Source organism: Enterobacter cloacae complex sp. IR5422, from assembly GCF_049238165.1.
Taxonomy (GTDB): Bacteria; Pseudomonadota; Gammaproteobacteria; order Enterobacterales; family Enterobacteriaceae; genus Enterobacter; species Enterobacter roggenkampii.
Genome location: NZ_JBMKHT010000030.1, coordinates 1 through 25,442 on the forward strand (window position 1 = coordinate 1; position 25,442 = coordinate 25,442).

A 25,442-nucleotide genomic window follows, 5' to 3' on the forward strand; every position below is an offset into this window, starting at 1 on the left:
TCTGGCGGCGTTTACTGGAAAACTCACTGTCGGCAAAAGTCAGTTGCTGGCTCATCCGGTTACTCATTCTGGGTTCAGGTTACAACACGATGATCTCACATCTCGGACTTATTCGCACCTTCCTTAAGCTCGATATCCTTTACCAGGCAGACACGGCGACGCCCGAGCAGGTTGACGAATTCCTGAGCAAGATCGGCAACCTAAAATAATATCGGCTATCCAGCCAGCAACGGCGTGCCTCCTTCGCCATAAGGAGGCACGTGTTCTCGATGTTACTAACCGTCAGGGATCCTGCTGGCAAACCGGAACGCTCTTTCTTGTGATTATTCAAAAAATAACGAGGAAAGGCCAATCGTCATCACTACACTCATAATCACCTGAATCAAGATAATAAAAAAAGCGATCCCACCCAATACCGTGATTTTTCGACGCAGAATGAAAGTTATGCCGGAAAGTACAGCACTGAACAGAATGGCTTTAAGTATATAGGAAAGCGGCACCATGGCCGGGTGACCGGTCTGCACTCCAGCAAGCCCAATGAGACCCAGTAGAAAATTACCGCAAATTCCCCATCCCCAGAAAGTCATCGGTAAGCTCATCTGCCCCGCGACTAATCTTTTCAACATACGCACATCCTTTTTGTGATTTTTTTTATTGAAACACAACGGTTTTTATCCAGTCTCTCGCACAGTTGGAATGTGCAATAAGTCGAGCCGACAAATACGCAACTACCAAATATGCTGATATGATTTTGTTCATCTTTACATGCATATTGATGGTATTGAAAAGAACTATCGGCAGCAAATTTTTAAAGTTTAACGGCTCGTCCGGATATGGTTTAAAAGATATATCAGCGAAGGTCATAACATGTTTACGTCAGTTCAGCCAACAACCACCCTCACCACCACCGGACCCTTCGGCGGTGCGAGCGTATCTGTTGTGAACGACTGACAAACAGAACCTCAATCCCCGCCGGCATGGACGGGGAAATCTCTCTCCGTTCACCACCCTCTGAATGGAGAAAGAAAATGGTTTCATCTGACAATGCTGTCTTGATTATCGACATGCAGCAGGGCCTCTTTCGGGGCCCGGTTTCCCCTCGCTCCGCCGATGCCGTTCTGGCCAATATCCGCTTGTTAATCGCCAACGCCCGAGACGCGCAGGTGCCCGTCTTTTTTGCCCGCCATATTGGGCCGGACGACTCCCCCTTCTCAGAAAAGGGGCCGCTAACACAGTTGATACCTGAACTGGACGTGAAGGAGCAGGACGTTGTTTTCACCAAGCGCTATCCCAGCTGTTTTCGGGATACCAAATTGCTGCGTGAACTTAATCAGAGAGGCATCAAACAGCTGGTCATTGCCGGGATGAAAACAGAGTTTTGCGTCGATACGACCTGCCGGGCCGCACCGGAGCTGGGTTTCAGGACGGTATTAATTTCAGATGCGCATACCACAATGGATAATGACTGTTTATCCGCCAGCGACATTATTGCCCATCACAACAGCACACTGGCAGGCCCGTTTGTGACGCTGTCGACTGCTCGTGACTGGCTTTTTAGTACGGTGAGTTGACTCAGGTGAGCGCTTATCTCTTTACCCGGCTCGCCTTTCCGCGCGCCGGGCACATAAGAGAATAATTACAGGATAAACCCACCGTCACCCACCTGTGCCTGAGCGTACCATTGCATCAGCTTCTCGGTGCCGGGCTCGTTTTCTGCCGGTGACCATGGGGCGGTATCATGCTCGGGCACGGGCTGATACGCCCCGTGTTTAACCTCAAAAATGACGCCGCCTTTATCCAGCGACAGCACGGCATGCCAGGTTCCGGCATCCATCTCCAGGACTTTACACTCTTCGCCTAACATCACGCGCCGGGTCACGTTGCCGCTGTCGTCAAAATTCAGCACCAGAAAGCGACCGCTCAGCGCCGTCAGCAGTTCAAACGTGTGCGGATGGCGGTGGGGGCGGACATAGGTACCGGGTTCCATTGCAATGGCCAGGCGCTGCACCGGGTCGCTCAGGTCAGGGTGTAAATTACGGTGCGCGCGTAAGCGAGGAGAATGTGCGGCCTGCTCGCTTTGCTGCTGCAGGTCACTGAAAGTAATCTGTTTCATATACACCTTTAGGTATGTGGGCTGTCTGCGGCAACCCGGTTGCCGCAGGACGTTATACCATCCTGAACGGTCGAGGCGCGATGGGATTTGTGAAACAAATCACTGCCTGCGTTATCGCCCCGAAGGCTGATATAAGGCATTAAAGAGATGAGACGGACTCTTCAAGCCAATCAGGGAGGTGTTTTCTGTACCAGTTAAGGTAAAGATTCAAATCAGGCTTTTTCCTTTCGTGCAGTAATAACACCACTTCTGTGACAATCCATGCTTTGGCGATAGTAATTTCCCCGGCTAGTTGATAAGCATCAGAATGCGTGGCAAAAAAACAGTAGCGCTCGGCAAGTGGTAAAATGCTTTGTTTTGAGCCCATCCCCTGAACCAGCGGAGCAAGGTCGATAGCCGGACTGCCAGTACCGAATCTTTCCCAGTCGAAAAGGATCACATCCCCGTTTTCTCTTCTTCCCCAGTTACCCGCATTGGTATCACCAGAAATTAAACATTCCTGACTAAACAAAATGCTGCCCGCTTGTTGAAAACATCGCATCTGCTGCTCAGCACGCATGGGTAATTCCAAAAGAGACAAGGATTTTTCAAGCGCTGACTCTGACCAGGTATGGGTGTGATAAATCCATGCAGGATCGGCAGGATAATCATGAAGGCTCGAAAGTCGTTTCAGTATGTCGTCCCCTGCAACCTCTTCCTGGGAGATCTTATGAGGAACGTATTCGAGCGTCAGGCTGCGTCGATGGGTATCTGCGTGCAACAGTCGAGGGGATTCAATAACGCCACAGAGTGGATCTGCTGCATGTTCATAAAAGCTGTATTCAACATCACTAACAGGGCATTTCTCTATTACCTGGTTGCCATGTTGATCTGTAATCAATTGGATTTTTGCTGCGCCCATTCTGGACAGGTTTTCGCCAGCCATACCATCCTCAGCCACACGTTTGGTTACAGAACGTAAGTATAGTGTGATGTATCAACATTCGAGGTTGAGTAAAACTCACATTGATTCCCACTATTTATCGTTTTTAAAAAGTGATTGCCCTGAATACCATCCCCTCATCCCTGGGATAGAAAAAATATTACTAAGCTTGTATGGAGTACCTATGACTCTCGATGTTTTATTCCCTGTAATAAATATTATCTCGCCGCGTAAATTTAGCGGCGATGCAAATATGCATGAGTTAATAACATTACTTTCAGCAGAAAAAGAAAGTTCAGAAGCGCTTTCGCCTTTCTTGCATCGACTGCATCTTCTGTCTTTCGCCCAAAGCAATCCGGGTAACGCCGAAGAGTTGCTCTCTGCGCATTTACCCAAAGACGACGGGATCCTTCCGGTTCTGGACTTCGCGGACTGGCCCCGGGTGCGTTACGCCGCTTCAGGCGAAGTTCAGACGCCTGAATCTGAGGAGTACTTCCGTGAAATGACATCGGCTACCAATCTATTACGTTCTGCGCTGATCGAAGCTGAACGCGCAAAGGGAACCCCTGCGCTATATATACTGGATAAATTACTCAACCTGAACAGCGCCCTGCCGGAAAGATATAAAAAGATGGCAAATATTCCCTACGCATAAATACGTTCACTGTGCGGAATATCTCCCTGTTAATATTCCGCTATTTATTAAATCCGCTTTTCATTGAAATCAAGACAGACAATATCCAAAGAGGGCACCACTGGCGCATTAAGGTTAAGCCAGGCCAGCAACCGTTCAATACTCTGTCCTCTGAGCGAATTTTTGGGCCAGACAAGGTAGTAACCGTCCCCTGTTGCTATCGCCTCCCTGAAGGGCAGCGCGAGAAGGCCGCTTTTCAGCGCGTCGAGCGTGAGCCGGAGATCCGCCATCGCTACGCCGTGTCCATGCATGGCCGCAAGGCTGCCCTGCTCCAGGGTGTCGAACACGATCCCGCCGCCCATGTCGAGGCCGGGGAATAAGCCCGTCCTTTTCAGCCAGCGCTTCCAGTCCCGTCTGTCCGGTGACGGATGAATAAGATCGCACTCTGGAAGCCGATGCCGGGCAGGCTCCAGCAAAGACGGCGTACAAACCGGAATAAGCCATTCGCTGAACAGCAGCCGGCTCTCCGTTGACTCGCCAAAATAGCCGTTCCCGAGGAGGATCGCACAATCGTAGGGCTCGCGGCTGAAGTCAACGGTGTCGAAGTCCATCCAGACGCTGGCGATTTCGATTTTCGGCTTCGCGTGGTTCTCGCGAAAGGATTTAAGCACATTGAGGAGCCATCGCATCGTCAGGGTGCTGGGGGCTTTGAGGCGCAGAAGGTGGTTTTCACTTTTGAATGCGCGACAGGCCCACTCAATATTCGAGAAACTTTCGCTAAGCTGCCCGGCCAGAATGCGCCCGGCGTCGCTGACCTCCACTCTCGGACCTTGCCGCTTAAACAGCTCGCAGTCAAACCACATCTCAAGCGTCCGGACATGCCTGCTGACCGCCCCCGGCGTGATGTTCAGGACTTCAGCCGCTTTGCTAAAGGAGTTCAGCCGTGCGGCAGCTTCGAACGCGCGCAGCGCATACAGTGGCGGTAAAGACATACGTTCCCTTTTTGTCAGGTGTAATCATGCTGTTTTTGTATTATCGGCACTCGGTGACGTTTCATCCCATTCCTCGGCCGGAAACGTCAGCAGCAGCACCCTGAGCAGGGACTCAAGCTGCGCGCGTTGCGCCTCAGAGAGGTTTCTCAGCAGCGCATTTTGCGTTTCCGTATGCACGAGCAGCGCCTGTTCGATACGCTCCTGCCCGTGCGGCGTCAGGCTGACGAGCGAGCTGCGCTTGTCGTCGGGATCGGCAATCCGCCTGATAAGGCCTTGCTGTTCGAGATGGTTGAGCCGGTTCGTCATCGCCCCTGAGGTGATCAACAGGGATGTATACAGCTGCGTGGGCGAAAGGCAGTACGGCTCCCCGGCGCGGCGCAGCGTGGCGAGGACGTCAAACTCGCCCTCGCGAAAGCCAAACGGCGCCATGGCCAGCGCGCGTTCTTTTCCCAGGTGCTTCATCAGCCTGAGCATTCGGCCAAAAATTTTCATCGACGAGGCGTCCAGCTCGGGCATGGCGCGGCTCCACTGGCCGACAACGAAGTCTACATGGTCTTTCATCTTCACCCCGTATGGCGTGGGAATTTATCGAGTTGTGCGGTACATCTTACACTAAAACAGATTTTATCTTAACGTTAAGATAAATGCTCGCGGCAATTTGCCCGGGCCATTCACACCCGAAAAGGATGCCATGTTGAAACGCACGTCACCGTTACTCTTCACTATTATCGCTTTTATCGTCGGGCTGAACCTGCGCCCCATTCTGGCCTCGGTTGGCCCCCTGTTCTCCGTGCTGCAGCGCGAAGCAGGGCTGACCGCGACGCAATTCAGCCTGCTGACCACCCTGCCGGTGGCGATGATGGGACTGGCTGCCCTGTGTGGCCCCTGGCTTTTAGCCAGGATCGGTGCCGTCAGGGGAATTATGCTCGGGCTGTTCATCCTGCTGGTAGCCTGTTCATTACGCGGTTTTAGCACCTCGCTGACGGGTTTGATGGGCACCGCGTTACTGGGCGGGGCCAGCATCGGCACGATCCAGGCGTTAATGCCTGCCCTGATAAAAAAGGCGTATACGCAAACGGCCAGCACGATCATGTCGCTATTCAGCACGGGCATTATGGCCGGTGCGGCAGTCGCCGCCGCCAGCGCCGAGCCGCTGTTTTCATGGCTCACGCTGAAGCCCGCGCTGGCTATGGCAGGCGTGCTTGCGCTGCTGGCGCTGATGCTGTGGTTACCCCTGGTTAAGCAGCCTCAAGGTGAACAAACAGCACATGAATCCGTTACGCTCTCTTCCTCCCGGACTGGACTCCTTCTGCTCTTTTTCGGCGTGGGGACGGGTGCCTACACGCTGGTCTTAGCCTGGCTGCCCCCGCTCTATATTCAGGCAGGATGGTCCGCACGCAGCAGCGGCTATATGCTGGCCTGGCTGACCTTAACCGAGGTGGCCGCCGGGTTTGCCGTCTCCGCGCTGATCGGTAAATTCCCCGACCGCCGTGTTCCGCTGATAACTGTACTGTTACTGCTGCTCGCGGGGTTACTGTGTCTGGTCTTCTCTCCAGGTACGACGCCGGTCTTATCAACCTTGCTGCTTGGCATCGGTATCGGCGCCCTCTTCCCGCTGTCGCTTATCGTCACGTTCGATCATGCGCGAACGCCGCGCAGGCCGGGAAGTTACTGTCTAAAGTTCAGGGAGGAGGATATATGATCGCCGCGCTCATGCCGCTAGTTGCCGGGATCGTTCGCGACAGTTCGGTCTCGCTGAACAGCGCCTGGCTGGTGATGAGTGCGGGAGTCGTGCTGTTGATCGCTATCGCGTTCACTTTCAAACCCGCCGTGAACGTGCAGGCGCGGTGAATGCGGTACCAGAAATGAGAGTCGTATTTCAGACAGCTCTACGCTAAATTCCATCATTTCAGGCTATCAAGGAGTGGATATGTCGCAGACGTTACCGGAAATTGATGTCATGTTCGTCGCCGGGTTCGGGCCCATTTCACGGGATACAGCGTCCAGCACCGCGTTTTATATCCAGACTCTCGGTCTGCCGCTGAAGCCAATGGAGGGCAATGCCGAGTATCTGCTCACTGAAGAGGGACGCTTACCGGGCGTGAAGCATTTTGCCGTCTGGCCGCTGTCACAGGCGGCAACGTCCTGTTTTGGTGAATCGGAGTGGCCCGTGGAGCATCCGATACCGCAGGGATGGATTGAATACGAGGTGCAGGATCTCGATTCCGCTACCCGTGTTCTGAGTGAAAAAGGCTATCGGTTGTTGGTCGCCAACCGCACGGAACCGTGGGGACAAACCGTTACTCGCCTGCTCAGCCCGGAAGGTTTGCTGACCGGACTAACGATTACGCCGTGGCTGCGTGGATAGAGGATGTTAAAAGGTGCTGGCTTATATCACGATAGGGACAAATGACTTTCAGCGCGCCGTGAACTTTTATGACGCTATTTTTAACGTTCTGGGCTATTCACGTCTGCCCGCCTGGACTGATAGCTGGGCAATGTGGGGAAATGAAAATCATCCGGTTGACGAATTTAGCTTCTGCATTTGTCCTCCTTTTGACCAGCAACCCGCGACGGCGGGAAACGGGACAATGTTCGCATTCAGAGCCGATAGCGCGGAAATTGTCAGACGCTTCCATGCAGTGGGCCTCCGTGCGGGAGGAAAGGATGAAGGCGTGCCCGGTACACGAACCGCCTACGGCCCCGATTTTTATGTTGCCTATCTGCGCGATCCTGACGGGCATAAACTGGCGTGCGTTTGCCAGCATTATTCTCCTGATGCAGATAAGTTATCAGGCGAAGAAGAGTCACTTCAATAATAAAATTTTGCGGTAAGGACCGGTAGACACCCAGTCCTGCGGAGATCACTTCAGCTCCAGCGTGCTTATGACATGGGCAATATCCGCGATATCGCCAGCTGACAACGGTTGCAGAGGTCGCGGCAGGCAATCCATGTCGGTAAGCCCAAGCACACCAGCAGCAGCGGCAATAACGCGAATACTTCCGCCATGTTTCCGGAAGAGCGACCACAACGGCTCAAGGCGGGTTGTCAGGGCTGTAACGCGTTGACGATCGTTTGCCGCCGCAGCTTCGGTGATTTGTTTCGCCATCTCAGGGAACAGACCGCCACACACGGAATACCACACTTCACAACCGGCGTTTAATCCCAGCCCCGCATAAGCGTCGCCACTAATACCGATTGTTACGCCAGGGCGCAAAAGTTGACGTAACGCATTCACCCGTTCAATCGCTGCAGCGGGGCTATCCGGGACGCCAGGGATCTTGACCGAGCGAACCCCCTCAAGTGAGGAGAGACGACCGTGAAGTTCATCCGTAAAGGTAAAATGCGTAGTGCCCGGATTATCATAGATACACACCGGTACAGACGCGTGCCGGGTAACGGTCTCAAAGAGTGAAAAGACTTCTTCGTCACGGAGTGGCTGGTAGCTGACCGCCGGGAGTAACAGCGCATTCGCACCAGCTGCCTGTGCATCCTCTGCCAGATGCAGAATGGCATCGGTACTGACCGCTCCCACACACACCATAACGGGGATGTTCCCTGCATGCTGTTTAGCCAGCGTTGCTACGCGCTTGCGCTGCTCCCGGGTCAGATAGGCGTAGCTTCCGGTTGACCCCAGGATGCCCATAGAATCAACCCGAGCGTCTGTAAGACGGGAAAGAATATGGCTAAAACCCTTTTCATCCACGCCGCGGGTAGTGACTGGGGTTAATGGAAACGCCGACAAACCGGTAAACATAACTGTTTCTCCTGAAGGGTATTACAGCTGTTGTTCTTCGATGAGAGCAACTTCAAACCACAGACCGGGCATCATTTTTTCCAGGCCGTCGGTCAGCATCTTCCCGGCTTCGTGAAGTCTATCCAGCGGCATCAGCGGGAGACTCTCCAGAATGAACCACATTTGCTGAGCTTCCACGCCTAAGCGGGTTCTGATCCCCTGTCGCCAGTTCCAGCGACGGCAGGTCACGCCGATATCATCACACCAGATAACCTCGCCTTGTGAAGGATACTCAACGGTGGCCTCTCCCTCTTTGACGGTATCAAAAGGCTCTGTTCCTTTTGCCACAGTCAGACGCGGCGCCCCCTGATAGGCAGAGAGATTCTCTCCACCAACCGGAACGGCATAGCGGAGACTAACGGCATTATAAAGATCAACGATAGGATCGAGCGCTGGCATCGTTCCGTCACGTAACACGCGCTTGCGTAACGCATCTGCTGAGCAAGGGGTGCGTTTAGGTTTAGCACCAAACTTTTGAAAAACGTCGGCCCATGCCGCCAGATGAGAGTCCGCCCAATCTGGTTCACCGGCCAGAACGACTTCACAGGCTTCACGCAGCGCCGTTTCCCCAATGTCGGGATTAAGCACTGGCGCAGCTTTTACGCAAATGCTCAGTGCACGAAAACCGGGAGCAATACGATAAATTTCAGGGGTAATTGACGGAGATACTGTTAGCACGTGATAATCCTTTAATGACCATTTTATCCCATGATAATGACCAATGACCAAAAAAGTCAATTTAATGACCGATACAAACGCTATCGTCAACACTGTGAATGAAGCCGTATCTCAGCGAATTAAACTCTATCGTAAGCATAAGAAGATATCCCTCGATGAACTCTCCCGTCGGGCAGGCGTCAGCAAGGGAGCGCTGGTTGAGATAGAGGGATGCCGGGCGAATCCCAGCATTGCCCTGTTATGCCGCCTGGCTGCCGCAATGGGGGTTTCGGTGGCTGATTTTGTGGATGTCAGTTCAAAACCGACCGTGCATCTCATTGCTGAAGATGAGATCCCAGAATTGTGGGAAGGTGAAAAAGGCGGGAGAGCAAGATTGCTCGCAGGGTCAGGTGGCCCTGATATGACCGAGCTCTGGATGTGGGAAATGCAGCCGGGGGAAAAGTTTGCGTCCCCCGGCCACACGGAAGGTACGCTTGAACTGTTTTATGTGCAGTCGGGCACGCTCACACTCGGCGTACAGGAACACGTGTATCGGGTAAATACTGGCTGTTCGGCAACCGCCAGAACGGACGTTCCTCATTTCTATGAAAACCAGGGGGAGAACCCGCTGGTATTTATCATGACAGTACATGAAAAAGCATCCTGAGCATTCCCCGGCATAGAGGACAGCCCTGTGCCTCATCACAAGTAGCCCAAAAGGAGGAGTTCGGTGAATAATCAGCATCTGCGTTTTACCAAAGACAAATTTATTGTCACAACCGATCCCAGCTTTTTTCAGCTGGAAGCCATTCACGATTACCTCTCGCAATCGTCCTGGGCTCCTGGTATTGATGCTGAAACGGTCAGGATATCAATCCAGAACAGCCTTTGTTTCGCGCTCCTGGATGGAACAAGACAAATCGGCTTCGCCCGTCTGGTCACAGACTATGCCACTTTTGGTTATTTGTGCGACGTCTACGTGCTGAACGATTATCAGAAAAGTGGTCTTGGACGTTGGCTGATTGAATGCTGTCATGCCCATCCATTGTTGTCACGTCTGCGACGGATAATGCTGGTAACCGACAGCGCGCCATGGTTATACCAGAAGCTGGGGTATAACCCATTGAACCGACCAGATTTTGTCTGGCAAATCAATCGACCCGATATTTATCGTAACCCCGGGCAAAAATAAAAGTACTTTTCAGAGAGTAATGATAAATGTGAATCCGCAGGGCCTGTCACTCTGATGCAGAAGAATTTGCTCTTTTAGCCGAACGAATCTTACGACATCCGCTTCTGGCACTGAGCGGATATGCTAACTGAGCTAAAGGTCCGCTGTGAGTGAGAAGCAAACATCTTAAGTAGGTTGTTCTTTTATGCTACTACCTCTTTGTAGCCATGTTATATGGCTACATTTATGCAGAAGTAAGGATTAGTCTTTTCCCGGCCCATAATTAAATTTTGTCCCTTTGCCAATGGCGTAAAACTGTCCGCCAGCTACGTAATGGACAGTACGTAATTCATCTGGTGCATCATCAAAAATCCAGTGCCCATTTTTGAAAACGCGATCATCACTCCATGCTCCGACAATTTCACCCATGAACAAGTTGTGCTGCTTTTCATTTTCTTCATTGGGTATGACCTTACATACTAACCAGCCAGCGCAACCTTCCACTAAAGGCAGATCAAACTCTTTCTGATAAAATAGTGGGATTTTACTATTTTTATCGGGTGTGTCGGAATAACTGTGACCTCCAGCATATAAAACCATTTCCATCTGATTCACTACTGGGATCTGTACAACGTAATATCCGCTTTTTTCTACAAGCCCGCGAGTAAATGCCTGTGGACCTATAAAAGCCATCACTTTGTTATTGCCTACTAATCCCACCCAGGCCGCTGCCATGACATTTTCAATGCCATCATTTTTAGCCGATATCATCGTCGTTGGCCCGACCTGTAATAAACGATAGGCTTTGTTTAACTCTACTGGTTGAATTGACATAATTTACTCTTTTGAGTTCTGATAAAAAGTAAGACAGGTTACTTATTTGATTGTTCGATTATATGGCTGGAATAGTTGCAAATTAATTGCTATTATCAAAATACATTATTGCAAATTTCACAATAATCATGGACAAACTTGACGCTCTAAAATTTTTTATCATCGCCTCTGAGACCTTGAACTTCCGCGAAGCAGCCATCAAGCTGTCGGTTTCACCATCAGTAGTAACCCGAACAGTCGCTGAGCTGGAGAAACAACTTGGTGAACCTTTATTCAAACGCAATACGCGTTCGATCTTTCTCACCAGTTTCGGCGAACTATTTTTACCCCAAGCGAAGCGACTGCTTGAAGATTCTGAAAAACTTTTTCAGACAGCGAAAGATGATAATGACATGAAGGGTATTGTTCGTATCACATTACTTCGATTTCCAAATCATGAACAAATCTTGTATGAACTATTGACTGCACTACGTCCCTATCCTGAGTTATTTATCGACTGGCGTTTAGATATGATGAAACTTGACACTATTGAGCATCGTATCGATATAGGTATACGCGTAGGGCGAGAACCTAATCCAAACTTTATCATTAAAAATATCGGACAAGTTGAACATATTTTGGTTACATCCCCTGAACTTATTGAGCGCCTGGGAGCACCTACTGATTTAGAAGATCTTCGACAGCGTTATCCATTTAGTGGTTTAATTAATCCTGAAACGGGAAAATCATTTGAGTTTATGAGTGACGCAGTAAATACTTTTGTCCCTCGTCATATTGAGTTTTATACTACAGATCCATATGCCGAAATTCAGGCTGCATTGGCCGGGAGAACGGTTGTACAGTCCAGCGACTTTATCTGTAGGGAGTACTTAGCAAGCGGCCAACTTGTTCCCCCATTGCCAGAACTGCGACAGGAGAAATGGCAATTTTATTTATATCGGCCTTACCAGCTGATTACTCCCAAAAGGGTGACGGTCGTTTTCTCGCTATTAGAAAAAATATTACGCAAATATTTCGCATCAAAATAACATTCTCCTCGACGTCCGCATCTGGCACAGAGCGGACATCAGAATATCGGCTATCCCCAACAAACGGATGGCTCTGGCGACAAAAACACTCACCTTCCCAGTGCCGCAACAATTGCCCCCTCCATTTTCTCGGGCGTAGTCATCGGTGCAAAGCGCTTGAGGGGTTTACCGTCACGCCCGACCAGGAACTTGGTAAAGTTCCACTTGATCCGCCCACCCAGCACGCCGGGCAATTCGTCTTTCAGATAACGAAAAATCGCATGTGCTGCGGCACCGTTGACCTCGACTTTCTCGAACATGGGAAAGCTGACGCCGTAGTTAATGTAACAGGTCTTTGAGATGTCGTCGGCACCGCCGGGTTCCTGCTTACCGAACTGGTTGCAGGGGAAGCCAAGCACCACCAGCCCTTGATCGGCGTATTTTTTGTACAGTGCTTCAAGCCCCGCATACTGGGGCGTAAAGCCGCACTGGCTGGCCGTATTAACAACCAGAATCACCTTACCCGCATAGTCGGCCATAGAGATAAGCTGCCCATCCAGACGGGTGGCGCTAAGTTGATAAAAGCGAGTCATACTAATATCCCTCAAAGCTGGCCGAAAAGTCATGGTGACCACCCGCAGGGCCGTCACCGTGTAGAAAGTTTACATTCAAGCAGGCTATTTGTGATACATTCCTGGCGCGCCATGACCACCACACTCGCTATCAGGTATGCAGAACATAACAAAAAAAATTCACTGGCTTCTGCTTACTCTGCCACTCCTCAGCGGTTGTGGCACGCTCTCGCAAATGTCCTCCCCGGAAGGTACTCAGGAACTTCTCACTCATGATTCGCTGGATGGCGACGTTGACAGCGTGGTGCGTCACTACATGGCGCAAAAATCCGTTCCCGGGATGACGGTCGCGGTGATCCATAATCACGGCTCACCGCAGTTTTACACCTGGGGCGTAACCGATGCGGTCAATCGCTATCCTGTCAGGCCCGACACCCTGTTTGCGCTCGGCTCGCTCAGCAAAGGGATCACGGCAGAAGTAGTGGCTTGTCTGGTGAATGAAGGGCAACTGAACTGGAACGATAGCCTGGCGACATTGCTTCCGCCGGGGACGGCGCTTAGCGCGGATGCACAAAAAATCACCCTGCTGGAACTGGTAACCCACACCTCCGGCCTGCCGCGTCAGAATATGGATGTTCCGATGCTTGGAAAATTCATCAGCTACTTAAGCACGGGCGATAATTTCTACGGTGAGCTGGATAGCGATAACGTGCTGAGCTACCTCGCCGACTGGCGAGCGCCAAAGAATAAAGTGCCGCAATACTCCAATACCGGCTACGCGCTGATCGGCTACATCCTGAAGCACAAAACCGGCGAAGATATCCAGAGTTTAGCCTCGCGCTATATTTTCCATCCGCTGCAGATGGCTAACAGCAGCTTTACGCCGCAGCAGCTAAAAGGATACCCCCAGCGGGCGCTAGGCCACGCGGGCGATCAGCCGAAATTTATCCCGCGCGGGCAAATCACCCCGGACTGGCATTTTTCCAACAACATGGTGGCGGCAGCGAGCCTATACAGTAACGCCGAAGATCTGGCGACCTACGCCCGCTATCACGTCTCAACGACCCACAATCCCCTGCTGGACAGCGTCTTTGCCGAAGTGAGAAATACCGATATTCAACGTCCCGACGGGGTACAGGGTATTGCCTGGACCACCGACTTTATCGGTCTGGAGAAAATCACCTATCAGGTCGGCTATATCGGCGGCTACTCCAGCTTTATCGGTTATGACAAAGAAAAAGGCAATGCGGTGGTGGTGCTGCAAAATACCTTTAACTGGAGTAATTACATCGGCATTGCGCTATTGATGGATATGGCGAAAAAAGACGGCCTTACCCCTGGTTCGCCGACTTCGGCCTCAAATTCTCGTCAAACGTCAGCCGTTTCCGTTCAGGCTCAACCTCGCGCAGCGGCTCGACCTGGTGCATAGTGAGCTTGCAGCGCTCCACCAGCACCTGATACTCCCGCGTGCCCTGCTGCTTCCATGCCAGCTCCTGCTCGCTCAGCTCACGGATCGCCTTGGCCGGGCTGCCGATAATCAGATGGTTGGCAGGCATCTCCGCTTTGGCCTTCACGAACGCCGCCGCGCCGACGATGCTGTTTTCACCAATGACCGCCCCGTCCATCACCACCGCGTTCATGCCGACCAGCGCATTGCGGCGGATCACGCAGCCGTGAAGAATGGCGCTGTGGCCGATGTGTCCGTCCTCTTCCACCACCGTGTCCTGCTCCGGGAAGCCGTGCATCACGCAGTTATCCTGAATGTTCGCCCCGTCTTTCACCACGATACGGCCAAAATCACCGCGCAGGCTGGCATTGGGACCGACATAAACGCCTTTGCCCAGAATCACGTCGCCAATGAGCACCGCCGTTGGGTGAACGTAGCTCTCGTCAGGCACGACCGGCGTCAGGCCGTCAATTTGATAAACAGGCATCTTCCCTCCTTATGCGCTTGTAAGACCACCAAAGCGTTGATAGTAGAGCGTGCCGGGCACGGGCAGTTCACCGACGGAGGTTTCGCCCTTCTCGCTGACAAACGCCAGCGCTCCCGGCGCGACACGCTGATAGATATTTATGCAGAGCTGTCGGGCGCTTTGCCCCGCCCAGTGCGCAGGCAGTAACTCTTCCGGCAGCAGCGGGTCCTTCAGCACCACGCGACGATAAAAGTGAATCAGCAGCAGCTGGATCTGGAAACAGCGTTCCGGCGTCAGCTCCTCCGGCGCGGCCTCTTTTAGCAGCGGCAGCAGCGGCCGGAACGAGCTGATAAACGACTCGTACATCGCGTTTTGCTCGGTTAACTGCCAGCACTCTTCTACGCGTGAACGCAGCGCGGCGCGCGAGAGCGCCAGCGGCGAGTGGGCTTCAAAAAAAATCACGTTTTCGGCCACGCCGGCATCGTGAAGCAGGGACTGCACGTCCGCCAGATGCTGCGACGGCGAGGCCATCAGGCTCGGCGCCAGCGTGCCAAACCCCTGCCAGATCAGCTGCTTTTTGACGTCGGCCAGGGTGGTTTTATCCAGCCCCTCGGAGAGCAGCAATAACCATTTGCCGTCCCAGGCGGGCAGTTCCGCGCGGTAGATCTTATTCTCCGCGCGACGCGTCAGGCGCAGCCCCTTATCGCTCAGGCGGTAAAAGCTGCGTCGCCCGATGCGCGAGACGTCCAGCCAGCCCTCTTTGTTGAGGCGAAACAGCGCGGTACGCACGAAACGTTCGCCAAACCCCATGCCTTCCAGTAAGGCAGCCAGGCTGCCAAGCCAAATCTCACCGCCGCGATGGGAAAGCGCGTCACCGTATAGCGAGGAGATAAGCGAGGTCCCGCTGACGGGAACGGAGCTGACCGCGTGCTGGATAAAGGCGTCGAGTTTATTCATGTGATTCATTCTGTTGTTATTTTTGTCCTGGATGAATCATAGCATAGGATTCTGGGATAGCCCGTCACCCTAACCCCCTCCCTTTGGGAGAGGGCCGGGGTGAGAGGAAACTTAGCCGTTGGCCGCAACTTTACGCAGGTCAAACACCCGGCAGGCTTTCCCCTCCGAGCGCGGGATGCTGCCGCAGTTCACGATCGTCACGTCGGTGGAAATCCCCACCATCGATTTAATGCGGTGGCGCAGCTGGTGGCACACCTGGCAACGCTGCTCGTGCGTCAGCGTCAGGCTGCTCTCTTTCAGCTCCACCTTCACGGAAAGTGAATCAAGATGCCCGCGACGGTTCACCTCCAGCTGGTAGTGCGGAGAAAGGTGCTCGAACTTCACAATCTCCTCCTCCAGCTGCGACGGGAAGACGTTAACGCCGCGAATGATCAGCATATCGTCACTGCGGCCGCTGATGCGGTCCATGCGGCGCATGCTGCGCGCGGTAGCCGGGAGCAGGCGCGTCAGGTCGCGGGTGCGGTAGCGGATCACCGGCAGCGCCTCTTTGGTCAGCGTAGTGAACAGCAGTTCGCCCTGCTGGCCATCATCCAGCGGCGTGCCGTCGTTCGGGTTAACGATCTCCGGGTAGAAATGATCTTCCCAGATGGTCGGGCCGTCGACGGTTTCGATACACTCCATCGCCACGCCCGGCCCCATCACTTCGGAGAGCCCATAGATGTCCAGGGCCGTAATGCCTAAGCGTTTTTCAATTTCGCGGCGCATGGCCTGCGTCCACGGCTCGGCGCCGAAGACGCCCACGCGCAGGGAACAGCCGCTGGCATCGCCGCCCATCTGGCGCTCCAGCTCCTCTATCAGGTTGAGACAGTAGGATGGCGTCACCATGATCATGTCCGGCTGGAAATCGCGGATCAGCTGCGCCTGTTTCTCCGTCTGGCCGCCGGACATCGGGATCACCGTCGCGCCTAAGCGCTCGGCCCCGTAGTGCGCCCCCAGCCCGCCGGTAAACAGGCCGTAGCCATACGCCACGTGAATTTTGTCCTTCGCGCTGCCGCCCGCCGCGCGCAGGGAACGCGCCACCAGGTTGGCCCAGTTATCAATGTCGCCTTGCGTGTAGCCGACAACGGTCGGCTTGCCGGTGGTGCCGGATGACGCGTGAATGCGCACCACCTGCTCCATCGGCACGGCGAAGGTATCGAACGGGTAGTTATCCCGCAGGTCCTGCTTGGTGGTGCACGGGAACTTACGGATATCCGCCAGCTCGTTGAAATCGTCAGGGTGAACGCCCGCGGCATCAAACTTGCGTTTGTACATCGGCACGTTGTTATAGGCGTGATGCAGCGTCCATTTCAGACGCGCGGTCTGCAGCGCCTGTAATTCGTCAAGGGACGCGGTTTCGATCGGGTCAAGCTTTGTTGTATTTATCATCGCAGGGTACTCACATTGTTTTTATGCTCAAACACGCTCAAGGATCATGGCAATGCCCTGACCCACACCGATGCACATCGTACACAGCGCGTAGCGCCCGCCGCGTCGGTGCAGTTCGTTACTCGCGGCCAGCGCCAGCCTGGCGCCGCTCATGCCCAGCGGGTGGCCCAGCGCAATCGCGCCACCGTTCGGGTTGACGTGTGCGGCATCATCCGGCAGGCCCAGCTGACGCAGCACGCCCAGCGCCTGCGCGGCAAAAGCTTCGTTAAGCTCGATCACGTCCAAATCGTGAATACCGAGTCCGGCGCGCTCCAGCACCTTACGGGTAGCGGGTACCGGGCCGAGCCCCATCAGACGGGGCTCCACGCCTGCCGTCGCCATCGCCACGATCCGCGTGCGCGGGACTAACCCCTGCGCCAGCGCCATCTTCTCGCTGGCGACGATCAGCGCCGCTGCGCCGTCGTTGACGCCGGAGGCATTGCCCGCCGTGACCACCCCGTTCTTACGGAACGGCGGTTTTAGCCCGGCAAGCTGCTCAAGCGTGGTGTCGGCGCGCGGATGTTCATCCTCGCTGAACTCGTTGACCGCCCCTTTTTTCCCCGGCACCGGCACCGGCACGATCTCCTGCGCCAGAATGCCGTTCTGCTGCGCCTGCGCGGTGCGCTGCTGGCTGCGCAGCGCGAAGGCGTCCTGATCGGCACGGCTGATATTTAACAATTCAGCTACATTCTCTGCCGTTTCCGGCATACTGTCAGTTCCGAATTGCTGATGCATGAGCGGATTCACAAATCGCCAGCCGATGGTGGTATCGAAGATCTCTGCCTGTCGCTGAAACGCCGCGGTGGCTTTGCCCATCACAAACGGCGCGCGGGACATCGACTCCACCCCGCCCGCGATCAGCAGGTCGCCGTCGCCCGCCTTAATGGCGCGCGCGGCAAATCCAATCGCGTCCAGCCCGGACCCGCACAGGCGGTTGATCGTCGTGCCGGAGACCGTCTGCGGCAGCCCGGCCAGCAGCGACGACATGCGCGCCACGTTGCGGTTATCTTCCCCCGCCTGGTTGGCGCAGCCGAAAATCACGTCGTCAAGCCGCTCCAGATCGAGCTGCGGGTAGCGGGCCAGCAGCGCGCGCAGCGGCACGGCGCCGAGATCGTCAGTTCGAACGGCGGAAAGCGCGCCGCCGTAGCGGCCCACCGGGGTTCGAACGCCATCACAAATAAATGCGTCACGCATCAGGCCTCTCCTGTCACGCTGCCGCCAATGCGGTGAGATTTTCCGCGAAAAAGGGCGACGGTTTTTTGTTGTTGGTTTTGGATTTCAATGTCATACACGCCGGTCAGCTTGCCCTGATGCTTCACCCGCGCGGTGGCGGTGAGCGTGTCCCCGGCGAAGCCCGGACGCAGAAAGTCAATCGAACAGCCGGAGGCCACCGCCGCCAGCCCCTGGCTGTTGCAGGCGTAGGCAAAAGCGGTGTCCGCCAGCGAAAACAGCTGTCCGCCGTGGCAGGTTTTGTGGCCATTCAGCATCTGCGGGGTGATGGTCATGGTCACCACCGCGTAGCCCTCGTCCATCTCGACAATGTCCATCCCCATCGCCTGCGCGCAGGCGTCCCGTTCGTACATGGCGCGGGCGTTATGCCAGGCGTTATGACTCATAGCTACTCTCCAGAAGCGCGCGCTGGCGCAGCAGTGAACAGGGGCGATAGCGCTCTTCGCCGTAATGACGCTGCAGGTTCTCCAGCAGCGTCAGCAGGCGCTGCCAGCCCAGGCGCTCGCCCCAGGCGATCGGCCCGCTCGGGTAGTTCACGCCCAGGCGCATGGCCGTGTCGATGTCCTTCTCGCTGGCGACCCCTTTTTGCAGGGCATCCAGCGCCTCGTTGGCAATCATCGCCAGCGTTCGCCAGATCAGCAGGCCGGGATAATCGGCAATTTGCACTACCCGGAGCCCCTGCTGCTGCAGGTAGCGGATGGCTTTTTGCGTCGCGGTATGCGGATTGCTGGCCGCGGCGGCAATGACCGCCACGTCGCGCTCAATGCGGTCGACCACCACCACCGGGCCGTTGAGCCGCAGCGCCAGCGCCTGCGCGGTCTCACCCTGCGTTTCAATCAGGTACACATCATCAATTTCTGTGACACCGTCACGTCTTTTTTCCACGCGCATCGGGCTATAGCTGTCGTTTACCGCCTTGACCCACTGCACGTCGGGTTTGTCACCCTGCCAGTCGTAAACGCCCTTCCCGCTCTTTTTGCCCAGCCTGCCTGCCAGCACCAGCTCCTGCTGCACCAGCGAAGGCAGAAAACGACGCTCCTGCCAGAAGGCGTTAAAGACCGAGCAGGTCACCGCAAAGTTCACGTCCTGACCAATCATGTCGGTCAGCTCCAGCGGCCCCATCGGGAAGCCGCCGCCTTCGCGCAGGGCGGCGTCAATCACCTCCGGCGGCGCGACCTGCTCTTCCAGCGCGCGCCAGGCCTCGGAATAGAACGGACGGGCGACGCGGTTGACGATGAACCCCGGCGTGGACTGGCAGCGAACGGGCTGTTTGCCCCAGTTCAGCGCCAGCTCGCACAGCGCGTCGGCTACTTCCGGGGAGGTCGCCAGCCCGCTGACCACCTCCACCAGCTTCATCACCGGCGCCGGGTTAAAGAAGTGCAGGCCTGCGACGCGCTCCGGGTGGTGGACGTCCGCCGCAATCGCCGTGACGGAGATGGAAGAGGTATTGCTGGTCAGCACCGTCTGCGGCGGGCAGATCTCAGCCAGCTGCGCAAACAGCGCCTTTTTTACCTCCAGCCGCTCGGATGCCGCTTCAATCACCAGATCGGCCGCGGAGAGCGCCTCGATATCCGTGACGGGAAGCAGCCGGGCAAGGATCTGGCTCCCGGCATCGGCAGAGAGTTTTCCGCGCGTTACCCGGGAGGCCAGACGCTGGCGGATCCCGTCGATGGCGCGTGATATCGCATCGCTGGAGATGTCGTAGATCAGCACCGGATGACCGTGGCTGGCCGCCACTTCGGCAATCCCGGCGCCCATCGTGCCGCTGCCGATCACGGCGACAGTCCGTATATTCAGCATCTTATTTCCCCGTAAAGTTCGGCGCGCGCTTCGCCAGGAAAGCGCTGACGCCCTCGCGGTAGTCATCGCTGCGCCCGGCCAGGCGCTGATAGTCGCGCTCGAGATCGAGCTGGGCGTCCAGAGTGTTGGTTTCCGCGGCATTGATCGCCTGCTTGATCAGCCCCAGCCCGAAGGTCGGCTGCGACGCAAAATGCAGGGCCATCTGCTGCGCCGTAGCGGAGAGCTGTTCGTCATCCACCACCTGCCAGATCATCCCCCACGCCTGCGCCTGTTCGGCGCTGAGCTTGTCACCGAGCAAAGCCAGCCCCATGGCGCGGGGGCGTCCGGCCACGCGCGGCAGCAGCCAGGTGCCGCCGCAGTCCGGCACCAGGCCGAGCTTGCTGAAGGCCATCACAAAGCTGGCGGAGCGCGCCGCAATCACCATGTCGCAGCCGAGCGCCAGCGTGGCGCCCGCGCCCGCCGCTACGCCGTTAACGGCACAGATGACCGGCTTCGGCAGCTTTGCCAGGCGGCGCACCAGCGGGTTGTAGAAGGTTTCAACGGACATGCCCAGATCCGGCGCAGGGCCGTTGGGGTCGACGTTGCGGTCGTTCAGGTCCTGACCGGCACAGAAGCCGCGTCCTGCGCCGGTGAGCAGCAGGCAGCGAACGGTGTCGTCGCGCTCGGCCTGTTTCAGGCACTCGGCCAGCTGCTGGTGCATCACGTCGTTAAAGCTGTTCAGACGCTCTGGACGGTTCAGCGTAAGGGTCATCACGCCCTGTTCTACATGACTGAGAATAAATTCCACAATTAGCGTCCTTTAAAGTCGGGGGTGCGTTTTTGTAAGAAGGCGTCGATGCCTTCCCGGCGGTCTTCGGTGGCAGAAAGCAGCGTAAACAGCTGGCGCTCCTGGGCCAGACCGGCCTGGAGCGGCACCTCCTGGGACTGGCGCAGCGCCTGCTTCGCCGCCTGCAGCGCCAGCGGCGAGTGGCGCGCCATCAGGGCCGCCTGCTTCAGGGCATACTCCAGCGTCAGCGCCGCCGGGAAAACATCGCTCACCAGCCCGGCGTTCAGCGCCTGCCCGGCGGAAATGCTCTCGCCGGTCAGCACCATTTTGCTGGCCAGGGATTTCCCGACGCTGCGGATAAGACGCTGGGTGCCGCCCGCGCCGGGCATGATGCCGAGCGTGATTTCCGGCAGGCCGAAACGGGCGTTGTCACCGGCAATCACCACGTCGCACAGCAGCGCCAGCTCGCAGCCCGCGCCCAGCGCGAAGCCATTCACGGCGGCGATCAGCGGTTTAGGAAACGCGTTGATTCGCGCCCACAGCTGCGGGCGAACATCGTTCAGAGTGGCAGGCAGGTCTTTCTCCGCCATTTCGTTGAGATCGGCCCCGGCGGCAAAGCAGCGCTCGCTGCCGTAAATCACGCAGACGGCGATGTCGGCATCCACAGCGGCGGCCTCAAGCTGTTCCGCAAGCTGGGTCAACAGCGCGTTGTTGAGGGCGTTGCGCGCCGCCGGACGGTTCAGCGTCAGCTGCAGCACGCGGCCATGACGGGTAATAATCAGTTCGCTCATGCCATCCCCTTCGCGTCAAAGTCGACGATCACGTCGGCGGTTAACGGCAGCGACTGGCAGCTCAGCACATACCCGGCGGCCAGCTCGTCCGGCTCCAGGCTGTAGTTGGTCGCCATGTCCACCTTGCCGCGCAGCACTTTGCATTTGCAGGTGGCGCACACGCCGCCCTTGCAGGCATACGGCAGATCCGCTCCCTGACGCAGGGCGGCATCCAGAATGCTTTCGTCGTCCGCCGTCAGGGTGATTTCACGGTCGCGCCCGTCCTGGCGAACGGTCACTTTCTGGCCTTCTGCCTGCACGTGCGCCGCGCGCTTAACGGTGATTCCGGAGGTGTTAAAGCGCTCAAGGTGAATGGATTTCTCCGGCATCCCCAGCGCCTTCAGCGTGGCTTCCGCGTCATCCATCATTGCAGACGGGCCGCAGATAAACGCCTCGTCATACTGGCGGAAGTTGATCAGGGTTTTCGCCAGCGCCTGCAGCTTTTCCCCGTCGATGCGGCCATAGAGCAGGTCGCTGTCCAGCCGCTCCTGGCTGAAGATGGAGAGCAGCTGAAGCCGCTGCGGGTATTTGTCCTTCAGGTCCGCCAGCGCCTGGCGGAACATCATGCTCTGGCTGCTGCGGTTGCCGTAGATCAGGGTGAAATGGCTGTTGGGTTCGGTCACAAGCGTCGCGGAGATAATCGCCAGCATCGGGGTAATCCCGGAGCCTGCCGCAATCGCCAGGTAGTGGCCTTCGCGTTCGGCCCGGGGCTGGTAGCCAAACTGCCCCTGGGGAACCATCACCTCCAGCGCCATGCCCGCTTTGATCTCATCCCGGGCATAGCGGGAGAAGCGCCCGCCCTCAATCGCTTTGACCGCCACGCTGATTTCGCCCGGGGCGGTACTTCGGCAGATGGAGTAGCAGCGGCGCAGCTCGTCCCCGCCAAGCGTCGTTTTTAACGTCAGGTGCTGGCCGGGACGGAAGCGGTAGGCCTCCTGCAGGGCCTGCGGCACCGCAAAGGTGATGGTCACCGCGTCGCGGGTTTCGGGTTCCACTTTTGCCACTGTTAATGAATGAAACGTTGTCATGGCAGCCTCAAATACATTTGAAATAGTCGAAGGGCTCACGGCAGGAATTGCAGCGGTAGAGCGCTTTGCAGGCCGTCGAGCCAAATTCACTGATAAGCGCGGTGTCGGTGCTGGCGCAGCGCGGGCAGCTCACCTCCACCGGGGCGTGCGCGTGACAGCTATGCCCCACGGGCGGACTGATGCCGTACGCCCGCAGGCGCTCGCGCGCGTCCGGGGTCATCCAGTCGGTGGTCCAGGCGGGTTCAAGCTGGAGCACAATGTGCACCGGGGTAAAGCCGTGCGCGGTCATCGCCTCGCGGATCGCCCCCAGCAGGTGTTCCGTCGCCGGGCAGCCCGAGTAGGTGGGCGTGAAGCCGATAACCCAGCCTTCACCCTGCGCCTTCACGCTGCGCACCAAGCCTAAATCGGTGATGGTTAACACCGGCACTTCCGGATCGGGGATCTGGCTTAACAGCGCCCAGATCTGCGGGATTTGCGCGGGCGCGATGTCGACGAGGCGTTGCATAGCATTCTCCTTTACCACTGCTGACCGGGATACGCGCGCTGGAGATACTGCATTTCCGCCAGCATCGGGCCCAGATGTTCGGTGTGCAGCCCCTGCTTGCCCCCGGTGCGGTACGCCACCTCGGCGGGCACCTGCAGGCAGGCTTCATTCAGACCGGCATACACTTCGCTTTCCCACGGCTGGCGCAGGAGGCGCGGGTCAACCGCCACGCCGGACTCAATCAGCTCAAGCTCGACCTCATCGGCGTCAAACAGCTCGGCCGTAAAACGCCACAGGCTGTCGATGGCCTGCTGCATTTTCTGCGCGGAGGTTTCGGTCCCGTCGCCCAGCCGCACCAGCCAGCCGCGGCTGAAGCGCAGGTGGTAGCGCGCCTCTTTAATCGCTTTGGCGGCAATGGCGGCAAGCTGGCCGTCGCGGCTTTGGGCCAGGCGTTCATACAGCGCCACGTTCCAGGCATCCATCAGGTACTGGCGGGCAATGGTGTCGGCGAAGCTGCCGTTCGGCTGCTCCACCAGCAGGACGTTGCGGAACTGGCGCTCGTCGCGGCCAAACGCCAGCGTGTCCTCATCGCCCTGGCCTTCCCGCTCCGCGGCATAGGTCAGGAAATTGCGCGCCTGGCCCAGCAGGTCGAGACCGATATTGGCGAGCGCGAGGTCGATCTCCAGCTCCGGCGCGTGGCCGCACCAGGCGCCGAGACGCTGAGAAAGCACCAGACCGTTGTCGCCCAGACGCAGGGCATAGGCAGTCACTGAATTCATTCTTTGCCTCACATATGCTCGATGCCGTCAGGGATCGTGTAGAACGTCGGGTGGCGGTAAACCTTGCTTTCCGCCGGGTCGAAGAACTCGCCGCTCTCTTCCGGCTGGGAGGCGACAATCTCGCTCGCCTTCACCACCCAGATAGAACACCCTTCGCTGCGGCGGGTATAGGCATCACGCGCATTTTCCAGCGCCATGCGATCGTCGGCGGCATGCAGGCTGCCCACGTGACGGTGGGACAACCCCTGTTTGCTGCGTACGAACACTTCGTACAGCGGCCAGCAGACATTGCTCATGGTTATTTCCTCTTAAGCGGCCTGACGGGCGCGCTGTTTTTCGGCGTGCGCCAGCGCGGCTTCCCGCACCCACGCGCCCTCTTCCCAGGCTTTACGTTTCGCGGCCAGGCGTTCGTGGTTGCAGATGCCGCGCCCGTTAATGACCTCATCAAACTCGTGCCAGTCGATCTCGCCGAAGCGATAATGACCGCTCTCTTCATCAAAATGCAGGTCGGGATCGGGCACCGTCATGCCCAGCATCTCCACCTGCGGCACCGTGTTGTCGACAAAGCGCTGGCGCAGCTCGTCGTTGCCAAAGCGTTTGATTTTCCAGGCCAGGCTGCGGGCGCTGTTCGGCGAATTGTCGTCGTTCGGCCCGAACATCATCAGCGCGGGCCACCAGAAGCGGTTGATGGCATCCTGCAGCATCTGGCGCTGAGCCTCGCTGCCCTGCGCCAGCGCCATGCAGGCTTCAAAGCCCTGACGCTGGTGGAAGCTCTCTTCTTTACAGATTTTCACCATCGCGCGGGCATACGGACCGTAGGAGGTGCGGCACAGCGCCACCTGGTTGACGATGGCCGCGCCGTCCACCAGCCAGCCGATCACGCCGATATCGGCCCAGCTCAGGGTCGGATAGTTGAAGATGGAGGAGTATTTCATCTTGCCGTCGAGCATCTTCTGGTAGATGTCTTCCCGTGCGCAGCCCAGCGTTTCCGCCGCGCTGTAGAGGTAAAGCCCGTGTCCGGCTTCGTCCTGCACCTTCGCCAGCAGGATTGCCTTACGGCGCAGCGTCGGGGCGCGGGCGATCCAGTTCCCTTCCGGCAGCATGCCGACAATTTCGGAGTGCGCATGCTGGCCAATCTGGCGGATCAACGTCTTACGGTAGGCGTCAGGCATCCAGTCCTGAGGCTCAATCGCCGTCTCCTGCGCTATGCGCTGCTCAAACCGTTGTTCTTGCGTCACGTCATCACCTTTATGATTCGTTAGTTTGCAAATTAAAGCGTAATGTTGAATCACTTTGTTTTTTAAAAGTTACACAAAGGTTAAATATAACCCCAAGAATTGTTTCCTTGTTTTGTGATGCTGCTCGCAAGGCTTTTGCTGAAAGCCTTGATAAGCGGGCCTTGGTATTCTGTGATTCATCCATCCAGATCACATCGTTAACAATTCATTAAAAACTCGGCTTGATTTTTATGATTCATAATCAAACTATT

Annotated in this window: 31 protein-coding genes and 2 pseudogenes; 10 read left to right on the forward strand and 23 right to left on the reverse strand. The window is 56.4% G+C overall.

The genetic code is table 11. The features are described from left to right. Positions 1-209: pseudogene (locus ACOTXT_RS14870) on the forward strand (hypothetical protein); the annotation flags it as partial. 114 nt (positions 210-323) lie between these two features. Here ACOTXT_RS14870 and ACOTXT_RS14875 read toward each other — a convergent pair. Beyond that, positions 324-626 (reverse strand): hypothetical protein, encoded by a 303-nt coding sequence (locus ACOTXT_RS14875; protein ID WP_008502349.1) that lies wholly within the window; start codon positions 624-626, stop codon positions 324-326. A 402-nt stretch (positions 627-1,028) separates the two neighbouring features. Between ACOTXT_RS14875 and ACOTXT_RS14880 the strand changes: the two genes are divergently transcribed. Then, on the forward strand, positions 1,029-1,571 hold the full coding sequence (locus tag ACOTXT_RS14880; protein ID WP_333164901.1) for a cysteine hydrolase family protein: 543 nt from the start codon (positions 1,029-1,031) through the stop codon (positions 1,569-1,571). Positions 1,572-1,636: 65 nt separating this feature from the next. On the opposite strand, the gene ACOTXT_RS14885 is transcribed toward ACOTXT_RS14880, so the two are convergent. After that, positions 1,637-2,113 carry a WbuC family cupin fold metalloprotein gene (locus ACOTXT_RS14885; protein ID WP_333164898.1) on the reverse strand — a complete coding sequence of 159 codons (477 nt, stop codon included), beginning with the start codon at positions 2,111-2,113 and terminating at the stop codon, positions 1,637-1,639. 139 nt (positions 2,114-2,252) lie between these two features. Continuing rightward, entirely contained in the window at positions 2,253-3,038 is a 786-nt protein-coding gene (locus ACOTXT_RS14890) for a phosphotransferase family protein (protein ID WP_333164896.1), read from the reverse strand. A gap of 181 nt (positions 3,039-3,219) precedes the next feature. Between ACOTXT_RS14890 and ACOTXT_RS14895 the strand changes: the two genes are divergently transcribed. After that, positions 3,220-3,690, forward strand: a complete 471-nt coding sequence (locus tag ACOTXT_RS14895) for a hypothetical protein (RefSeq protein WP_333164893.1) — start codon at positions 3,220-3,222, stop codon at positions 3,688-3,690. Between the two features lie 47 nt (positions 3,691-3,737). Here the strand turns inward: ACOTXT_RS14895 and ACOTXT_RS14900 are convergent, their stop codons facing one another. Next, positions 3,738-4,661, reverse strand: coding sequence for a LysR substrate-binding domain-containing protein (locus ACOTXT_RS14900; protein WP_333164890.1), 924 nt, complete (start codon positions 4,659-4,661; stop codon positions 3,738-3,740). A gap of 24 nt (positions 4,662-4,685) precedes the next feature. Then, entirely contained in the window at positions 4,686-5,222 is a 537-nt protein-coding gene (locus tag ACOTXT_RS14905; protein ID WP_032622999.1) for a MarR family winged helix-turn-helix transcriptional regulator, read from the reverse strand. A gap of 130 nt (positions 5,223-5,352) precedes the next feature. On the opposite strand from ACOTXT_RS14905, the pseudogene ACOTXT_RS14910 reads away from it, so the two are divergent. From ACOTXT_RS14910 to ACOTXT_RS14920, 3 genes and pseudogenes are all read left to right on the forward strand, one after another. Continuing rightward, a pseudogene (locus tag ACOTXT_RS14910) lies at positions 5,353-6,512 on the forward strand (MFS transporter). 79 nt (positions 6,513-6,591) lie between these two features. Continuing rightward, entirely contained in the window at positions 6,592-7,029 is a 438-nt protein-coding gene (locus ACOTXT_RS14915) for a VOC family protein (protein ID WP_333164887.1), read from the forward strand. A 13-nt stretch (positions 7,030-7,042) separates the two neighbouring features. Next, complete coding sequence (locus ACOTXT_RS14920; RefSeq protein WP_071993446.1) at positions 7,043-7,480, forward strand: VOC family protein; 438 nt, start codon at positions 7,043-7,045, stop codon at positions 7,478-7,480. A 45-nt stretch (positions 7,481-7,525) separates the two neighbouring features. On the opposite strand, the gene ACOTXT_RS14925 is transcribed toward ACOTXT_RS14920, so the two are convergent. After that, positions 7,526-8,419, reverse strand: a complete 894-nt coding sequence (locus ACOTXT_RS14925; protein ID WP_248212104.1) for a dihydrodipicolinate synthase family protein — start codon at positions 8,417-8,419, stop codon at positions 7,526-7,528. A gap of 21 nt (positions 8,420-8,440) precedes the next feature. Continuing rightward, positions 8,441-9,136 (reverse strand): B3/4 domain-containing protein, encoded by a 696-nt coding sequence (locus ACOTXT_RS14930; RefSeq protein WP_333164881.1) that lies wholly within the window; start codon positions 9,134-9,136, stop codon positions 8,441-8,443. A gap of 43 nt (positions 9,137-9,179) precedes the next feature. Here ACOTXT_RS14930 and ACOTXT_RS14935 point away from each other — a divergent pair, with 43 nt between their 5' ends. Beyond that, positions 9,180-9,782 (forward strand): helix-turn-helix domain-containing protein, encoded by a 603-nt coding sequence (locus ACOTXT_RS14935; protein ID WP_126288807.1) that lies wholly within the window; start codon positions 9,180-9,182, stop codon positions 9,780-9,782. A gap of 63 nt (positions 9,783-9,845) precedes the next feature. Then, a complete protein-coding gene (locus ACOTXT_RS14940; protein WP_008502363.1) occupies positions 9,846-10,307 on the forward strand; it encodes a GNAT family N-acetyltransferase in 462 nt (153 codons plus the stop codon). 240 nt (positions 10,308-10,547) lie between these two features. On the opposite strand, the gene ACOTXT_RS14945 is transcribed toward ACOTXT_RS14940, so the two are convergent. After that, complete coding sequence (locus tag ACOTXT_RS14945; RefSeq protein WP_021241342.1) at positions 10,548-11,120, reverse strand: flavin reductase family protein; 573 nt, start codon at positions 11,118-11,120, stop codon at positions 10,548-10,550. Positions 11,121-11,248: 128 nt separating this feature from the next. Here ACOTXT_RS14945 and ACOTXT_RS14950 point away from each other — a divergent pair, with 128 nt between their 5' ends. Continuing rightward, positions 11,249-12,148: a LysR family transcriptional regulator gene (locus tag ACOTXT_RS14950; RefSeq protein WP_063418534.1), complete on the forward strand. Its 900-nt coding sequence runs from the start codon at positions 11,249-11,251 to the stop codon at positions 12,146-12,148. Positions 12,149-12,237: 89 nt separating this feature from the next. On the opposite strand, the gene ACOTXT_RS14955 is transcribed toward ACOTXT_RS14950, so the two are convergent. Then, positions 12,238-12,720: a glutathione peroxidase gene (locus ACOTXT_RS14955; protein WP_055322044.1), complete on the reverse strand. Its 483-nt coding sequence runs from the start codon at positions 12,718-12,720 to the stop codon at positions 12,238-12,240. 136 nt (positions 12,721-12,856) lie between these two features. Between ACOTXT_RS14955 and ACOTXT_RS14960 the strand changes: the two genes are divergently transcribed. After that, positions 12,857-14,128 (forward strand): serine hydrolase domain-containing protein, encoded by a 1,272-nt coding sequence (locus ACOTXT_RS14960; protein WP_213801948.1) that lies wholly within the window; start codon positions 12,857-12,859, stop codon positions 14,126-14,128. Here ACOTXT_RS14960 and paaY read toward each other — a convergent pair. From paaY to ACOTXT_RS15030, 14 genes are all read right to left on the reverse strand, one after another. Beyond that, positions 14,031-14,633: a phenylacetic acid degradation protein PaaY gene (gene paaY, locus ACOTXT_RS14965; RefSeq protein ID WP_045335928.1), complete on the reverse strand. Its 603-nt coding sequence runs from the start codon at positions 14,631-14,633 to the stop codon at positions 14,031-14,033. The two genes, ACOTXT_RS14960 and paaY, sit on opposite strands and share 98 nt — an antisense overlap. A gap of 9 nt (positions 14,634-14,642) precedes the next feature. Continuing rightward, positions 14,643-15,578: a phenylacetic acid degradation operon negative regulatory protein PaaX gene (paaX, locus tag ACOTXT_RS14970; protein WP_028016008.1), complete on the reverse strand. Its 936-nt coding sequence runs from the start codon at positions 15,576-15,578 to the stop codon at positions 14,643-14,645. Between the two features lie 102 nt (positions 15,579-15,680). Continuing rightward, positions 15,681-16,997 carry a phenylacetate--CoA ligase PaaK gene (gene paaK / locus ACOTXT_RS14975; RefSeq protein WP_045335932.1) on the reverse strand — a complete coding sequence of 439 codons (1,317 nt, stop codon included), beginning with the start codon at positions 16,995-16,997 and terminating at the stop codon, positions 15,681-15,683. 27 nt (positions 16,998-17,024) lie between these two features. After that, positions 17,025-18,230 (reverse strand): 3-oxoadipyl-CoA thiolase, encoded by a 1,206-nt coding sequence (gene pcaF / locus ACOTXT_RS14980; RefSeq protein WP_333164869.1) that lies wholly within the window; start codon positions 18,228-18,230, stop codon positions 17,025-17,027. After that, positions 18,230-18,652 (reverse strand): hydroxyphenylacetyl-CoA thioesterase PaaI, encoded by a 423-nt coding sequence (gene paaI / locus ACOTXT_RS14985; protein WP_023327372.1) that lies wholly within the window; start codon positions 18,650-18,652, stop codon positions 18,230-18,232. The genes pcaF and paaI overlap by 1 nt, the downstream gene beginning before the upstream one ends. After that, positions 18,642-20,066: a 3-hydroxyacyl-CoA dehydrogenase PaaH gene (paaH, locus tag ACOTXT_RS14990; RefSeq protein WP_047748983.1), complete on the reverse strand. Its 1,425-nt coding sequence runs from the start codon at positions 20,064-20,066 to the stop codon at positions 18,642-18,644. The genes paaI and paaH overlap by 11 nt, the downstream gene beginning before the upstream one ends. A 1-nt stretch (position 20,067) precedes the next feature. Beyond that, positions 20,068-20,856, reverse strand: coding sequence for a 2-(1,2-epoxy-1,2-dihydrophenyl)acetyl-CoA isomerase PaaG (gene paaG, locus ACOTXT_RS14995; protein ID WP_333164935.1), 789 nt, complete (start codon positions 20,854-20,856; stop codon positions 20,068-20,070). Continuing rightward, positions 20,856-21,623 carry a 2,3-dehydroadipyl-CoA hydratase PaaF gene (gene paaF, locus ACOTXT_RS15000; RefSeq protein WP_252454820.1) on the reverse strand — a complete coding sequence of 256 codons (768 nt, stop codon included), beginning with the start codon at positions 21,621-21,623 and terminating at the stop codon, positions 20,856-20,858. Before paaF ends, paaG begins: the two co-directional genes overlap by 1 nt. Further along, positions 21,620-22,690 (reverse strand): 1,2-phenylacetyl-CoA epoxidase subunit PaaE, encoded by a 1,071-nt coding sequence (paaE, locus tag ACOTXT_RS15005; protein WP_044596347.1) that lies wholly within the window; start codon positions 22,688-22,690, stop codon positions 21,620-21,622. Before paaE ends, paaF begins: the two co-directional genes overlap by 4 nt. 7 nt (positions 22,691-22,697) lie before the next feature. Beyond that, entirely contained in the window at positions 22,698-23,195 is a 498-nt protein-coding gene (paaD, locus tag ACOTXT_RS15010; RefSeq protein WP_333164861.1) for a 1,2-phenylacetyl-CoA epoxidase subunit PaaD, read from the reverse strand. Between the two features lie 11 nt (positions 23,196-23,206). After that, positions 23,207-23,953 carry a 1,2-phenylacetyl-CoA epoxidase subunit PaaC gene (gene paaC, locus ACOTXT_RS15015; RefSeq protein ID WP_333164857.1) on the reverse strand — a complete coding sequence of 249 codons (747 nt, stop codon included), beginning with the start codon at positions 23,951-23,953 and terminating at the stop codon, positions 23,207-23,209. Positions 23,954-23,961: 8 nt separating this feature from the next. Continuing rightward, complete coding sequence (gene paaB, locus ACOTXT_RS15020) at positions 23,962-24,249, reverse strand: 1,2-phenylacetyl-CoA epoxidase subunit PaaB (protein WP_421625334.1); 288 nt, start codon at positions 24,247-24,249, stop codon at positions 23,962-23,964. Between the two features lie 12 nt (positions 24,250-24,261). Then, the gene (gene paaA, locus ACOTXT_RS15025; protein ID WP_047747131.1) at positions 24,262-25,191 is read right to left on the reverse strand and encodes a 1,2-phenylacetyl-CoA epoxidase subunit PaaA; all 930 of its coding nucleotides are present in this window, start codon (positions 25,189-25,191) and stop codon (positions 24,262-24,264) included. Between the two features lie 10 nt (positions 25,192-25,201). Further along, positions 25,202-25,375 (reverse strand): hypothetical protein, encoded by a 174-nt coding sequence (locus ACOTXT_RS15030; protein WP_252074638.1) that lies wholly within the window; start codon positions 25,373-25,375, stop codon positions 25,202-25,204. Positions 25,376-25,442: the final 67 nt, after the last annotated feature.